Here is a 14,669-nt window from a genome sequence, read left to right on the forward strand (position 1 = left end):
CAGGACGGTTACGGCGGTGCCGCGGGCCAGATACTCGAACCCGCCATAGACGTTCAGCACCCAGACGCCGAAGGTCACCACGACGTAGAGGATGGCCAGCACGTGCCAGATCTCGGCGAAGCGGCGGCGGGCGGAGCGCAGGACCGCGCCCTGCCCTTCCGCCTCGCGCCGCGCGGTGGCGACCGGGTCGCCGTCGCCCGACAGCGGGTTGCCGCGCATCCAGGCGGCGACGCTGGCACGGTTCTGCAGGATCAGCACGATCAGCATGCCGGCGATGACGACGCCCAGCAGCTTCAGCAGAGCGCCGTAGGCGCCCAGCGGCAGCCCCAGCACATAGGCGCCCTCGGCCAGGAAATAGCCGTAGACCGCGGCGGCGATCAGCCGGCGCGACCAGACATAGCAGCGCTGCGCCCCCTCGTCGCTGGTGTGGACCAGCCGCAGGTTGGCGGTGTCGGGCGAGAACAGCATCCGCACCAGGATCAGCAGCGCCTGGGTGATGACGGTGGCGTTGACCACCGCCAGCGCCACCAGACGCACGCGCGGCGCCGGTTCGGTCACCGACAGGATGGTGTAGGCGACGACGATGAAGCCGACGATCGGCGCCAGTTCCAGCACGGCGCGGCCCAGCAGCAGCGGCACGCGCAGCAGGGTGGAGCCGATGTGGCGCGACGCCAGCGCCCGCCGCGGCCGGCTGAGCAGCCACGCCACCCCGCGGCCGACCACCGCGCCGATGCCGAGGATCATCGCCAGTTGGACGCCGATCTGCACCCAGCGCTCGCGCGCGGTGTCGTCGCTCGCCTGCCGCTGGACCCAGGACAGCGCCCCCGGCAGGTCGGAGAAGACGTTGACCACCTGCACCAGCTGGCGGCTGACCACATCCATGCGCGCCGCCAGGAAGGACAGCGCGCGGGCGCCGATGGTCTGCGGCAGGGCCGACTCACCCTCCGCCTCCTTGGCCTGGGCGAGGCCGCGCTGGGCGGCGATCAGGCTGCGCAGCTGCGTCACCAGCTGGGTCCGCGCGTCCTGGTTCTCCAGCGTCGAGACCATGGATTCAAGCTGGTGGATGGTCGCCTCGTCGACCACGACGGGGACAGCCCCGCCCTGGGGCCCACCCTGGGCCGGGGCCGACGCGCCGCCGGCCGGCGCTGGTGCGGCAGCGGCGGGTGCGGGCGTGGACGCGGCGGCCAGGGTGGGTGCCGCCACGCCGAACAGCAGGGCGACAAGCAGCAGGACGGCCAAGCCGCCGGAAATGGACAAACGCCAAGCGCGTGCGAAGGGCGTGCGTGCGACGGGCGCTGCGAACCGGATCATCGGCAAATCACTCGACTGGTCTTGAAAACGGGCGGCGGGGGGCTCCCGGCCGGCCAATATCCACGGAATTGGGCGGCGGGAACCATCACCCGGAACTGTGGCTCGAATAAGCCGGGCTTCGGGAAGGTACGTCTCCCGCTTCCGCTTGCCAACCCGGCCATCCGTACCTTTTTTAAGCCGTGCCCATGCTTGACCCCCATGCTTGACCTCCATGGCTGGGATGACGAGATGTGGGCCGACACCACAGGGAACCGCCATGACCGACACACCCGCAGGAGCCAATGACGAGCCCGGCAACGGATCGGACGGCCCGGTCGAACGCGAGGGCGCCGTCCGCGACAAGCTGGTCGCCACCAAGGAGCAATGGGCCCGCGACGGCCGCGCGCTCACCGGCAACGCCGCCGACCCGGCGCGCGACCGGCTGCCGCCCGGCCAGCGGCTGGTGACGGACTGGCCGGTGCTCGACCTCGGCATCACGCCCAAGGTGACCACCGGCAACTGGACGCTGACGGTCGACGGGCTGGTGGAGAACCCGCTGTCCTGGCGCTGGGAGGATTTCCAGGCCCAACCGCAGGAGCGCTTCGTCTCCGACATCCACTGCGTCACCACCTGGTCGCGCTACGACAACCAGTGGGAGGGTGTCAGCGCCCGCCGCCTGCTGGAGCTGGCCCGGCCGAAGCCGGAGGCGCGCTTCGTCGTCTTCCACTCCTTCGACGGCTACACCACCAACGTCGCGCTGCCGGATTTCGACGATGACGGCGTGCTGCTGGCGACGAGCTGGGAAGGCCAGCCGATCAGCCGCGACCATGGCGGGCCGGTGCGCGTCGTGCTGCCCAAGCTGTATTTCTGGAAGAGCGCCAAGTGGGTGAAGCGGATCGAGCTGCTGGCCGGCGACCGCAGGGGCTACTGGGAGGTCCGTGGCTATCACAACCACGCCGACCCGTGGACGGAGGAGCGCTATTCGGACTGAAGGGCGGGAAAACCCACTTTCACCGCGGGAGCGAAAACGTTAAGGTGCGGCCCGTGGCCCCGTAGCTCATCAGGATAGAGCGCGAGTTTCCTAAACTTGAGGCAGCAGGTTCGAGTCCTGCCGGGGTCACCACCGCAATCTTATCCGTCAATGGGCGACGATCGCGCAGACCGTCGCCTTCGCCGCCTTGGCCAGATCGGCCGGCGCCAGCAGGATTTGCAGGCCGCGGCGGCCACCGTTCACCACCATCTCCGGCAGCGCTTCGGCGCTCACATCGATGAAGGTCGGCAGCGCCTTTTTCTGGCCGAGCGGACTGATGCCGCCGACCAGGAAACCGGTGGTTTTTTCCGCCAGCGCCGGGTCGGCCAGATCGGCCTTCTTCGCCTTGGCCGCCGCGGCGATCGCCTTGAGGTCGAGCTTGGCGGCGACCGGGATCACGGCGCAGGCCAGCCCCTTGGGCTCCAGCTGGACGATCAGCGTCTTGTAGACGATGGCGGGGTCGAGTCCGAGCGATTCCGCCGCGTGCAGGCCGATGGCGTCGGCCGACGGGTCGTAGTCGTACTCCATCAACCGGAAGGCGACGCCCGCCGCCTTCGCCGCGTTGACCGCCGGTGTCACCTTCGCCGCCATGCCCAGCATCCGTTCACTGCCCGATCACGGCCGCGAGCTTGGCAGAGCGGCCGACGCGGTGGCAAGGGGCTTTGCCCCCTCCCCAACCCTCCCCCGCTCCCGGCGGACCGAAGGTCCGTCCGATCGCGGGAGAGGGAGGGGGCACCGGCGCGAGGATCACTCCATCCCGCGCGAGGACGGGTTGCCGATCATCGTCAGGAACTCGCGGCGTGTCGACGGGTCGGTGCGGAAGGCGCCGAGCATGCGGCTGGTCACCATGGTCACGCCGGTCTTGTGGACGCCGCGGGTGGTCATGCACTGGTGCTGCGCCTCGACCACCACGGCGACGCCCTCAGGCTGGAGGACCTCGTCGATGGTGTTGGCGATCTGCGCCGTCATCTTCTCCTGGATCTGCAGGCGCTTGCCGTAGGCCTCGACCAGACGCGCCAGCTTGGAGATGCCGACGACGCGGCGGCGCGGCAGGTAGGCGACGTGCGCCTTGCCGATGATCGGCACCATGTGGTGCTCGCAGTAGGATTCGACGCGGATGTCGCGCAGCACGACCATCTCGTCGTAGCCGTCGGTCTCCTCGAAGGTGCGCGACAGGATCTCGACCGGGTCGATGCCGTAGCCGGCGAAGAACTCCTCGTAGGAGCGGACGACGCGGTCTGGCGTGCCGACCAGCCCCTCGCGCGACGGGTCGTCGCCCGCCCAGCGGATCAGCGTGCGAACCGCGTCCTCCGCCTCGGCACGGGACGGCTTGGCGATGGCGGGCGCGTCGGGACGGGGCCGGCCGGGGCCGCGAAGCACGTTCTCGGCGAGCGGAGTCTTGGTAGCCGTCACGGGGACTTCCTTTCCATGGCTGGGCAGCGCCTTGCGCCAGGCCGGCGGCGGGAACCGCGCAACGCGCCCATCGGTGTGTAGCGTCTGTACGGAGCGGGAACCCCGGTGGATCATTCCGCCGGCTCGAAAGCCGGTTTGGCCGCCAGCCCGAAAGCCGGTTTGGCCGCCGGCTCAAAGGCCGGACAGGCCGCCGCCCCGCGAGCCGGACCGGATGGCCGCTCCGGTCCGGGCAGCCCATCGCGTCGTTCTTCGGGAGTCCCAACATGGTTCCCGTCCTATGGCTTTCAAGATACGGACGGCAAGTGTGGTTGTCAAAGTCCAGATAAAATGCAACCTTGAGGTTTCTTTTCCGGTTCCGGCCGTCAGTTGAGCTGCATCGGCTGGTGCGGGCTGTCGAGCGAGAAGGCCGGGATGGTCACGTCGAAGGAACGGCCGTCCGCCCCCTCCATGCCATAGCTGCCGGCCATGATGCCGGACGGCGTGCCGAGCGGGGTGCCGCTGGTGTATTCGAAGTGGCCGCCCGGCTCCAGCACCGGCTGTTCGCCGACGACGCCGGGCCCCCGCACCTCCTGCACGCGGCCCATGGCGTCGGTGATGCGCCAGTGGCGGGTGCGCAGCCGCACCGTCTCGTTCCCCTCATTCTCGATGCGGACGTGATAGGCCCAGACGAAGCGCCCTTCGGCCGGGGCGGACTGGTCTTCCAGGAACACCGGCTGGACGGTGATGCGGATGTCGTGGGTGACGGCGGTGTACATGGCGGGGATCCGGTTGCGGGCGGTCCGGCGGCAAGGGGTTCCGCGGACGGGGTCCGGGAGCCGAGCGGCGATACGGCGCAGAATAAAGTCTGCCCCTCCCCACTGTCCAGAATCCAGGGGGCCGGAGGGCCGCGGGCCGGCGGTCCACCAAGTGGTACGACAATGGAAAAGCCGGGGAAAAGCCGGGGCGGCCACTCCCGCGACATCACCATCCCAAACCGATTCCAGGCCACGCACGGACATTGACACAGTCATGCAGGATGTCCGGGTCAGCATGGTCTTGCGACGGGGGGGCGACGATGATATATGCGCAAGTCCCAGCAACGGCCGATGAGCCTTGTCCATGTCTCGTTCGCACGTCCTTCGCATCCGACGACGGAGCCTCGCACCGCGATACGCGGTTGCGGCCGTCCTTGGGTCGCGTGCGAACGCCAAAGGCACATCGGGGACCTGACACCCCCGGCCTTCCGGCGGCGGCGCGATCCGCCCTTCAAAAGCCTTCTGAGAAGACTTTCTTCCCGCCGGGAGCCCCACGCATGATCATCATCGTCGAAGAGCCGAAGCACGCCGCCGCCATCGAAGCCCTGCTGGACGCGTCGTTCGGCCCCGACCGCTTCAACAAGACCGCCTACCGGCTGCGCGACGGCGTCGACTCCATCCCGGCGCTGAACCTCGTCGCCATCGAGCATGACGAGCACGGCCACGAGATCGTGGTGGGCACCATCCGCTATTGGCCGATCCTGGTCGGCGGCACCACCCCGACCCTGCTGCTCGGCCCCATCGCGGTGGCGGCGCACCTCCAGGGCAGCGGGCTCGGCAGCAAGCTGATCCGGATGAGCCTGAACAAGGCGGTGGCGCTCGGCCACAAGTCGGTCATCCTGGTCGGCGACGCCCCCTATTACGAGCGGTTCGGCTTCTCCCGCGCGCTGACGCTGGGCATGCAGATGCCCGGCCCGGTCGACATGAACCGGCTGCTGGGCCTGGAGCTGGTCGACGGCGCGCTGAGCGGCGTCGCCGGCATGATCGGCCAGGCGCCGAAGGCCGACGCGCTGGGCCGGCCGATGGCCGTGCCGGCCACCATGGCGGCCAACCTGGCGGGAGACACCTCCGTCCCTTTCAGCTTTCTGTTCAGCCGGACGGCGACGGAGCGAGTCTGGACTGACCGGGTGCGGACCGACTGGTTCTGGCGCGGCGGACTGCAAGCCGGGGCGGCGTGACGCTTTCGGATTGCGGAAAACGCCGTCTTTGCAAACATGGGTGGGGCGGAGCGGGATTGACTCGTTAAGCCCCACACGCGATACCATCTCTTCAGGAGCGGCGCCGGTCGGACGGCGTGCGGCGCGCCACGCAGCATCGTGAGCGCGCTATTCGTTTTTGTTCTGAGCGGAAGGGTGCGGGTTGACCAAGAAGCTGTTCATCAAGACCTGGGGCTGCCAGATGAACGTCTATGACTCCGCCCGCATGGCGGACGTCCTGGCACCGCTGGGCTACCAACCGGTCGATGAACCGGACGGCGCCGACATGGTGATCCTCAACACCTGCCACATCCGCGAAAAGGCGGCCGAGAAGGTCTTTTCCGAGCTGGGCCGGCTGCGGATCCTGAAGGACGGCAAGGCCGCCGCCGCTGCCAGGGGTGAGACCGACGGCCAGGACGGCCGGATGATCCTCGCCGTCGCCGGCTGCGTCGCCCAGGCCGAGGGCGAGGAGATCGTCGCCCGCGCGCCCTTCGTCGACATGGTCTTCGGCCCGCAGACCTACCACACCCTGCCGGAGATGGTGGCCAAGGCCAGCCGCGCCGCCGGCAGCGTGCTGAACACCGACTTCCCCGCCGAATCCAAGTTCGACTTCCTGCCCGAGGAGGCGGCGAGCCAGGGCGTCTCCGCCTTCCTGGCGGTGCAGGAGGGCTGTGACAAGTTCTGCACCTTCTGCGTGGTGCCCTACACCCGCGGCGCCGAGTTCTCCCGCCCGGCGGCCCAGATCCTGGCGGAGGCCCGGCGCCTGGTCGCCGGCGGCACGCGCGAGATCAACCTGCTGGGCCAGAACGTCAACGCCTGGCACGGCGACGGGCCGGACGGCGGCAGCTGGGGCCTCGGCCGGCTGGTGCGGGAGCTGGCGGAGATCGACGGGCTGGAGCGCATCCGCTACACCACCTCGCATCCCCGCGACATGGACGACGACCTGATCCGCGCCCATGCCGAGGTGCCGCAGCTGATGCCCTACCTGCATCTGCCGGTGCAGGCCGGGTCGGACCGCATCCTGGCGGCGATGAACCGCAAGCACACCGCCGACGATTACCGCCGGCTGGTCGACCGGCTGCGCACCGCCAAGCCCGACCTCGCGCTGTCCGGCGACTTCATCGTCGGCTTCCCCGGCGAGAGCGACGCCGATTTCGCGGCGACGCTGAAGCTGGTGACCGAGGTCGGCTATGCCCAGGCCTACACCTTCAAATACAGCCCGCGCCCGGGCACCCCGGCGGCGGTGGACGGCGCCCAGCTGTCGGAGGAGGTGAAGGAGGCCCGGCTGGCCGCGCTGCAGCAGTTGATCAATGCGCAGCAGGTCGCCTTCAACCACGGCTTCATCGGCCGCACCGTGCCGGTGCTGTTCGACCGGGTCGGCCGCCGCAGCGGCCAGCTGCTCGGCCGCAGCCCGTGGATGCAGTCGGTCCACGCCGAGGCGAACGAGCGGCTGCTCGGCCGCATCGTCACGGTGCGGGTCGACGCCGCCCTGGCCAACAGCCTTGCCGGCACCGTCGCCACCGGCGAATTCTCGACGTCTGCCATCGGGCCATCTTCCATCGGGTTGGCGCCCACCGGTCCCGTCACCCAAACTCTGGAGGCCAGCGCTTGAACGGTCAGCCCGAACGGCGTATCGACGTTCAATTCGACGACAACCGGCTGCTGCCGATGCTGTATGGCGAGCATGACCGCAACCTCGCCCGCATCGAAACCCTTCTGGGCGTGTCGCTGATCTCGCGCGGGAACACCCTGACCATTTCCGGCCCGCCCGAAGCCGCCGAAACCGCGCAGGCGGCGCTGAACACGCTGTACGCCCGGCTGACCCGTGGCCAGACCATCGACGGCGGCGAGGTCGACGGCGCCGTCCGCATGGCGACCGCCGACGGCGGCTCGACGCCGGGTGCGGACGAGCCGCGCAGCGCTGCCCAGGCCACCATCACCCGGGCCGAGATCGCGCTGCGCACCCGCCGGCGCGGTCCGATCACCCCGCGCTCGCCGACCCAGGCCGCCTATCTCCAGGCCCTGGCGGAAAGCGAGCTGGTGTTCGGGCTCGGCCCCGCCGGCACCGGCAAGACCTATCTGGCGGTCGCCCACGGGGTGGCGCTGCTGACCACCGGCCAGGTCGACCGCATCGTCCTGTCCCGCCCGGCGGTGGAGGCCGGGGAGCGTCTGGGCTTCCTGCCCGGCGACCTGAAGGAAAAGGTCGATCCCTACCTGCGCCCGCTCTACGACGCGCTGCACGACATGCTGCCGGCGGAACAGGTGAAAAAGCGGCTGGAATCCGGCGAGATCGAGATCGCGCCGCTCGCCTTCATGCGCGGCCGGACGCTGGGCAACGCCTTCGTCATCCTGGACGAGGCGCAGAACACCACGCCGATGCAGATGAAGATGTTCCTCACCCGCCTGGGCGAGGGCGGTCGCATGGTCGTCACCGGCGACATCTCGCAGATCGACCTGCCCACCGGCACCCGGTCGGGCCTGCGCGACGCGCTGGAGATCCTGCAGGGGGTGGAGGGCGCGCGCTTCGTCCGCTTCACCGACGCCGACGTGGTCCGTCACCCGATGGTCGCCCGCATCATCCGCGCCTATGACCAGGCCGATGCCCGGGCGGAGGCGCGCAAGCAGGCGCGCCGGGCCGCGTCCGACACCGGAATGACCACCGATGACGCCAGGATCGTTGGAGAACCGGAATGACCAGCGCGGTCGACGTCACTGTTTCACGTGAAGCCGGCGACTGGGCCGAGGACGCCGACTGGCTGGCCGAACGCGCCGCCCTGGCGGCGCTCGGCGCCACCTACGACGACGCGGACGGCCCGGCCGAACTGTCGGTCGTGCTGGCCGACGACGCGCTGGTCCACCGCCTGAACCGCGAGTATCGCGGCAAGGACAAGCCGACCAACGTGCTGTCCTTCGCCCTGACCGAAGCCGAGGAGCCGGACCCGGAAGAGGGCGTCCCGGTGATGCTGGGCGACGTCATCCTGGCCTATGAAACCGTCGCGCGCGAGGCATCCGAACAAGGAAAAGCCTTCGCCGACCACATGACTCACCTTGTGATGCATGGTGTTCTGCATCTGCTGGGCTATGATCACGAATCGGACGACGAGGCCGAGGAGATGGAGGCGCTGGAAACCCGGCTGCTCGCCACCCTCGGAATCGCCGACCCCTACGCCGCCAACCACCAACCACCGGACCAATGAGCGAGATATCCGACAGTCGCACGCCCCGTGATGACCACGGGGCCGAAGACCATTCCCTGGGCCACCTGTTCAAGGGGTGGATCCGCACCGTCTGGGGTGGGCGGGAAGACACGTCCCTGCGCGGCACGATCGAGGAACTGATCGCCGGGCTGGACGACGCCGCCGGCGAGGAGGGGGAGGAGTCGCTGGGGGCCGGCGAGCGCGCGCTGCTCACCAACATCCTCAAGCTGCGCGACCGCACCGTCGTCGACGTGATGGTCCCGCGCGTCGACATCGTCGCCGTCGACATCGACACCCCCTTCCCCGCCCTGGTCCAGCGCGTCGCCGAGGAGGGGCATTCCCGTCTGCCGGTGTACCGCGACACGCTGGACGACGTGGTCGGCGTCATCCACATCAAGGATGTGCTGACCCTGCTGGCCCAGCAGGCCATCGCGCCCGAGGGGCTGCGCCACAAGCCCGACCTGTCCGGCATCATCCGCGAGGCGAAGATCGTCGCGCCCTCCATGCATGTCCTCGACCTGCTGGTGCAGATGCGGCAGACCCGCCAGCATCTGGCGCTGGTGGTGGACGAGTTCGGCGGCATCGACGGCCTCGTCACCATCGAGGATCTGGTCGAGGAGATCGTCGGCGAGATCGAGGACGAGCATGACGAGGCGACCGCCCCGCGGCTGGTCGAACGCCCCGACGGCAGCCTGATCGCCGACGCCCGCCTGCCGATCGAGGATTTCGAGGAGCGGGTCGGCCCGGTGCTGACCGAGGAGGAGCGCGAGGACATCGACACGCTGGGTGGGCTGGTGGTCTCCATCGCCGGCCGCGTGCCCGGCCTCGGCGAACGGCTGGTCCACCCCTCCGGACTGGAGTTCGAGATCGTCGACGCCGACTCCCGCCGGCTGAAGCGCCTGCGTGTCCACAACGTCCCGGCCAACAGCGTGGAACTGGCGGAGACCGGGTGAGCGGCAGCGCCGACACCCCTCTCCCCCTGGTGCTTCTCTCCGGCTGGTGACGGCCCCCCGTCGCCACCCGCCACAGCAGGCTTGGCTGCCATCCCGCGCGGCATTACCTATGGCGCCGCACCACCCATGGCGCCGCACCCCCGGCGCCGCTCGCTGCCGCTGCCGGAGTTTCCGCTTTGACCGTCACCGACACGCTGCCCGTCCCGGCCCGGCTGGGCCGCGTCTCCATGCGTCTTGCCGCGCTGTCCGGCTGGCGCCGGCTGGCCGCCGCCGCCGCCCTGGGCGGGCTCGCCACCCTTGCGCTGCCGCCGGTGGACGCGCTGCCGGTCCTGCTGGTCGCCTTCCCGGGCCTGATCTGGCTGCTGGAGGGCGCGCGGAGCGGGCGCAGCGCCTTCGCCATCGGCTGGTTCTTCGGGTTCGGCCACCATCTGCTGGGGCTCTACTGGATCAGCGCCGCCCTGTTCACCGACATCGGGCGATTCTGGTGGGCGCTGCCGCTGTCGGCGGTCGGGCTGCCCATCCTGCTGGCGATGTTCAGCGGCGCCGCCACCCTGACCTTCCACGCGCTGCGGGGTCGCGGCGCCGGCGGCGGTCTGGCCCGGCCGCTGCTGTTCGCCGCCTGCTGGTGCCTGTGGGAATGGCTGCGCGGCCATGTCCTCACCGGTTTCCCATGGAACCTGATCGGCTATGGCTGGGTCGGGGTGCTGCCGGTGCTGCAGACCGCGGCGCTGATCGGTATCTATGGCCTGACCCTGGTGACGGTGCTGGTGGCGTCGCTGCCCGCCGCCCTGCCCGACCCTGCCAGCACGCCGCGCCGCGCCTGGGCGGGGTTCGCCGCCGGACTGGCGCTGCTGGCGGCGCTGGGCGGCTGGGGAACGTGGCGGCTGGCCGGCGCGGTGGACGAGCCGGTGCCCGGCGTTCGGCTGCGGCTGGTCCAGGCCGCCATCGACCAGCGGCTGAAATGGGCGCCGGCCGAGCGGGTTCAGCATTTCCAGAGCCACCTCGCCCTGTCGGCCGCACCGCCCGTCGATCCGTCGGCCCCGCCGCCGAACGTGATCATCTGGCCGGAGACCGCCGTCCCCTTCTTCGTCGAGGACGACGCGCGGGTGCGGCAGGCCCTGGCCTCGGTCATACCGTCCGGCGGGTTGCTGATCACCGGGGCGCCGCGCACCGACCTCGATACCTCCGGTGAGCGGCATTATTACAACAGTCTGATCGCGGTGGACGGCAGCGGCGCGGTGGTCGGCAGCTTCGACAAGTTCCACCTCGTCCCCTTCGGCGAGTACATGCCGCTGCGCCGCTGGGTGCCGGTCGACGCCATCGCCACCAACGGGGCCGAGTTCTCCCCCGGCCCCGGACCGCGCACCCTTCACCTGGGGACGGACCTGCCCCCCCTCAGCCCGCTGATCTGCTACGAGGGCATCTTCCCCGGCGCGGTGATCGACGGTACCGACCGGCCGCAATGGCTGCTGAACCTGACCAACGACGCCTGGTACGGCCACACCGCCGGACCGCACCAGCATTTCGCCATCAACCAGGTCCGGGCCGTCGAGGAAGGGCTGCCGCTCGTGCGCGTGGCGAATACGGGAATTTCCGGGGTGGTCGACGCCTACGGACGTGTGCAACAATTGCTCGGTCTGGGTGAGCGAGGGTTCATCGATACCACGTTACCGAAAGCACCGCAGGGAGCCACACCCTACGCCCGTATTAGGGACTGGATGTTCGGCATACTGCTTATTGCCTGTTTCTTTGGGTCCTTGGTCTCGCGATATCACCGGTGACGCCGCAATACGGGCATTCCGCCCCCACGTGTGAAGAAAATTCGTGTGACAGGTTTGACGCAAGCACACTTGACTGCATACGTGGATATGTCTTAACTAGGTTGCACAACCGTTACAGGGATAGACGAGATGCAAACAGAAACTGGAGCGCCGCGCGGGCGCCGTGCGGGTGCCGGCCGTCCGAAGACCGGAAAGCCGAATCCGATCGACGTGCATGTCGGATCCCGCGTCCGTCTGCGCCGCACTTTGCTCGGAATGAGCCAGGAGAAGCTGGGCGAGGCCATCGGCCTGACCTTCCAGCAGGTGCAGAAGTACGAACGCGGCGCGAACCGCATCGGCGCGTCCCGCCTGTTCGATCTCAGCCGCGTCCTGGACGTGCCGGTGTCGTTCTTCTTCGACGACATGCCGGCCGACGCCGCCGCCGCCCGGGTCGAGGACGATGAGGACGGCAACCCCGTCGAAGAGCGGGCCGCCGGCGCTTACGAGCCCGACCCGATGGCCAAGCGCGAGACGCTGGAACTGGTCCGTGCCTACTACAAGATCAGCGATCCGTCGGTGCGCAAGCGCCTGTTCGAGCTGACCAAGGCCGTCGCCAGCGCCGCCGTGGCCGAAGCTGCGGCGTAACACCACACGGCCTTGCCTTCGCCGAACGGGGGAACGCGCGGCTTGACCGCGCTCCCCCTTCGTCTACGTGCGGTGCGCCAAGGGGTCCCGAACTGCCACCGGCAGTTTTCTTGACCTCGGGGAAATTCCTTGTCAAAACCGGTCTTGGATCGGTGTCCTGCGGCCGCTGTACCGATCTGTCGTTTCGACTTATGAAATAGCGCGCCGCCGAATGCCGAGGTTCCCCGTGGCAAAGCTGAATTATGTCTTCACCAGCGAGTCCGTGTCGGAAGGTCATCCCGACAAGGTTTGTGACCGCATCTCCGACGCCATCGTCGACCTCTATCTTTCGCACGACCCCCACGCGCGCGTCGCGGTGGAGACGCTCGCCACCACCAACCAGGTCGTGCTGGCCGGCGAAGTCCGCGGGCCCGACAGCATCAAAGCCGAGCAGATGGTCGAAGTCGCCCGCGCCGCGGTGAAGGACATCGGCTACGAGCAGGACGGCTTCCACTGGGAAAAGATGGACGTCAAGTGCTTCGTCCACTCCCAGTCCGCCGACATCGCCGTCGGTGTCGACGCCGCCGGCAACAAGGACGAGGGTGCCGGCGACCAGGGCATCATGTTCGGCTACGCCTGCCGGGAAACCCCGGCGCTGATGCCCGCGCCGATCTACTACTCCCACGCCATCCTGAAGTCGCTGGCCGAAGCGCGCCATTCCGGCGCCGCCCCGCAGCTCGGTCCCGACGCCAAGAGCCAGGTGACGCTGCAGTACATCAACGGCAAGCCGACCCGCGCCACCGCCATCGTGCTGTCGACCCAGCACGCCGAGGGGCTGGACCAGGACGCCGTGCGTGAGATCGTGCTGCCGCACATCGTGAACTGCCTGCCGGAAGGCTGGATGTGCGATGCGCCGAACCTGTACGTCAACCCGACCGGCCGCTTCGTCATCGGCGGTCCGGACGGCGACGCCGGCCTGACCGGGCGCAAGATCATCGTCGACACCTACGGCGGCGCGGCCCCGCACGGCGGCGGCGCCTTCTCCGGCAAGGACCCGACCAAGGTCGACCGTTCGGCGGCCTACGCCGCGCGCTACCTCGCCAAGAACGTCGTTGCGGCGGAGCTGGCGGAGAAGTGCACGATCCAGGTGTCCTACGCCATCGGCGTGTCGAAGCCGCTGTCGGTCTATGTCGACACCCACGGCACCGGCAACGTCGACGAGGACCGTCTGTCCGACGTGCTGCAGCAGCTGGTCGACCTCAGCCCGCGCGGCATCCGCACGCATCTGGGCCTGAACAAGCCGATCTACGCCCGCACGGCCGCCTACGGCCATTTCGGCCGCGAGCCGGACGTGGACGGCGGCTTCTCCTGGGAGAAGACCGACCTGGTCGCCGATCTGCGCACCGCCTTCACCTGAACGCGCACATCCGTGTCTTGGGAAACGCAGGGGCCGGAAACGGCCCCTGCGTTCTTTTTTAGAGACCCCCTCTTTTCCGAACTGCGTCCCGCCATGACCGATCCCAAGCCGTCCGATCCCATGTCCCCCGATCTGGGCCCCGACTCCGGCACCCGCCTGTTCGGACGCCGCAAGGGCCGCCCGCTGCGCAAGCGCCGGACGGAGCTGATCGGCACGCTGCTGCCGACCCTGGAGATCCCGGTGCCCAAGCCCGGCGACCGCCTGGATCCGGCGACCCTGTTCGCAGCCCCCAGGCGCGACATCTGGCTGGAGGTCGGGTTCGGCAGCGGCCATCACCTCGCCTGGCAGGCGCGCCACAACCCGGACGTCGGCATCATCGGCGCCGAACCCTTCGTCAACGGGGTCGCCGCCCTGCTCGGCCTGCTGGAGGATGACGGGCTGGAGGACAATGTCCGGGTCCTGCCCGACGATGCCCGGCCGCTGCTGGATGCCCTGCCGGACGCGTCGATCGGCCGCGCCTTCGTGCTGTTCGCCGACCCCTGGCCGAAGAAGCGCCACGCCGACCGCCGCTTCATCGGGCCGGAGAACCTGCCGCGGCTGGCCCGCGTGCTGAAGGACGGGGCGGAGCTGCGGCTGGCCAGCGACGACATGGGTCTGGTGCGCTGGATGCTGGAACACACGGTCAAGCACCCCGACTTCGAATGGACGGCCCGACGCCCGGCGGACTGGCGGGTCCGGCCCGACGATTGGCCGGCGACGCGCTACGAGGAAAAGGCGATCATCGCCGGCCGCAAGCCGGTTTTCCTGCGCTTCGTCCGCCGCCCGCGCGCCTGATCGCGCCTGAACGCGGTCCATCGCAGCCGCCGATCCCCAGCCGCCCGTCACGCTTATCGCGGCCGTTGCACCGACCGTTCCGGAAAAGGCTTGCGGCTTCGGGCGGAATGGCTATATTCAGCCTCTGAGAACCCATACGGATCGGCGGCCCGGGCAACCGG

13 protein-coding genes, 1 tRNA gene and 1 pseudogene are annotated in these 14,669 nt (G+C 69.3%); 11 read left to right on the forward strand and 4 right to left on the reverse strand.

Annotation, left to right across the window (positions count from 1 at the left end):
- A pseudogene (locus TSO352_RS16140) lies at positions 1-1,257 on the reverse strand (mechanosensitive ion channel protein); the annotation flags it as partial.
- A gap of 310 nt (positions 1,258-1,567) precedes the next feature.
- On the opposite strand from TSO352_RS16140, the gene TSO352_RS16145 reads away from it, so the two are divergent.
- Entirely contained in the window at positions 1,568-2,281 is a 714-nt protein-coding gene (locus TSO352_RS16145) for a sulfite oxidase-like oxidoreductase (protein ID WP_199231635.1), read from the forward strand.
- Between the two features lie 55 nt (positions 2,282-2,336).
- A tRNA-Arg gene (locus TSO352_RS16150) sits at positions 2,337-2,413 on the forward strand.
- Positions 2,414-2,428: 15 nt separating this feature from the next.
- Here TSO352_RS16150 and ybaK read toward each other — a convergent pair.
- The 3 genes from ybaK to apaG all read right to left on the reverse strand — a co-directional run bounded on the left by ybaK (position 2,429) and on the right by apaG (position 4,488).
- Positions 2,429-2,911 carry a Cys-tRNA(Pro) deacylase gene (ybaK, locus tag TSO352_RS16155; protein ID WP_199231636.1) on the reverse strand — a complete coding sequence of 161 codons (483 nt, stop codon included), beginning with the start codon at positions 2,909-2,911 and terminating at the stop codon, positions 2,429-2,431.
- A gap of 156 nt (positions 2,912-3,067) precedes the next feature.
- Positions 3,068-3,700, reverse strand: coding sequence for a GTP cyclohydrolase I FolE (gene folE, locus TSO352_RS16160; RefSeq protein WP_199231746.1), 633 nt, complete (start codon positions 3,698-3,700; stop codon positions 3,068-3,070).
- A 395-nt stretch (positions 3,701-4,095) separates the two neighbouring features.
- Positions 4,096-4,488, reverse strand: coding sequence for a Co2+/Mg2+ efflux protein ApaG (gene apaG, locus TSO352_RS16165; protein ID WP_109108366.1), 393 nt, complete (start codon positions 4,486-4,488; stop codon positions 4,096-4,098).
- Between the two features lie 536 nt (positions 4,489-5,024).
- Here apaG and TSO352_RS16170 point away from each other — a divergent pair.
- From TSO352_RS16170 to TSO352_RS16210, 9 genes are all read left to right on the forward strand, one after another.
- A complete protein-coding gene (locus TSO352_RS16170; protein WP_109108367.1) occupies positions 5,025-5,705 on the forward strand; it encodes an N-acetyltransferase in 681 nt (226 codons plus the stop codon).
- A 181-nt stretch (positions 5,706-5,886) separates the two neighbouring features.
- A complete protein-coding gene (miaB, locus tag TSO352_RS16175; protein ID WP_247872200.1) occupies positions 5,887-7,335 on the forward strand; it encodes a tRNA (N6-isopentenyl adenosine(37)-C2)-methylthiotransferase MiaB in 1,449 nt (482 codons plus the stop codon).
- Entirely contained in the window at positions 7,332-8,417 is a 1,086-nt protein-coding gene (locus TSO352_RS16180) for a PhoH family protein (protein WP_247872201.1), read from the forward strand. The genes miaB and TSO352_RS16180 overlap by 4 nt, the downstream gene beginning before the upstream one ends.
- The gene (gene ybeY / locus TSO352_RS16185) at positions 8,414-8,920 is read left to right on the forward strand and encodes an rRNA maturation RNase YbeY (protein ID WP_109108368.1); all 507 of its coding nucleotides are present in this window, start codon (positions 8,414-8,416) and stop codon (positions 8,918-8,920) included. Before TSO352_RS16180 ends, ybeY begins: the two co-directional genes overlap by 4 nt.
- Positions 8,917-9,873, forward strand: a complete 957-nt coding sequence (locus tag TSO352_RS16190; RefSeq protein ID WP_109108369.1) for a hemolysin family protein — start codon at positions 8,917-8,919, stop codon at positions 9,871-9,873. Before ybeY ends, TSO352_RS16190 begins: the two co-directional genes overlap by 4 nt.
- A gap of 176 nt (positions 9,874-10,049) precedes the next feature.
- Positions 10,050-11,654: an apolipoprotein N-acyltransferase gene (gene lnt, locus TSO352_RS16195; RefSeq protein WP_109108370.1), complete on the forward strand. Its 1,605-nt coding sequence runs from the start codon at positions 10,050-10,052 to the stop codon at positions 11,652-11,654.
- A gap of 129 nt (positions 11,655-11,783) precedes the next feature.
- A complete protein-coding gene (locus TSO352_RS16200) occupies positions 11,784-12,278 on the forward strand; it encodes a helix-turn-helix transcriptional regulator (RefSeq protein ID WP_109108371.1) in 495 nt (164 codons plus the stop codon).
- A gap of 226 nt (positions 12,279-12,504) precedes the next feature.
- A complete protein-coding gene (gene metK, locus TSO352_RS16205) occupies positions 12,505-13,674 on the forward strand; it encodes a methionine adenosyltransferase (protein WP_109108372.1) in 1,170 nt (389 codons plus the stop codon).
- Positions 13,675-13,794: 120 nt separating this feature from the next.
- On the forward strand, positions 13,795-14,508 hold the full coding sequence (locus TSO352_RS16210; protein WP_109110675.1) for a tRNA (guanine(46)-N(7))-methyltransferase TrmB: 714 nt from the start codon (positions 13,795-13,797) through the stop codon (positions 14,506-14,508).
- The last annotated feature ends 161 nt before the right edge of the window (positions 14,509-14,669 follow it).

The organism is Azospirillum sp. TSO35-2, from assembly GCF_003116095.1.
Lineage (GTDB): Bacteria > Pseudomonadota > Alphaproteobacteria > Azospirillales > Azospirillaceae > Azospirillum.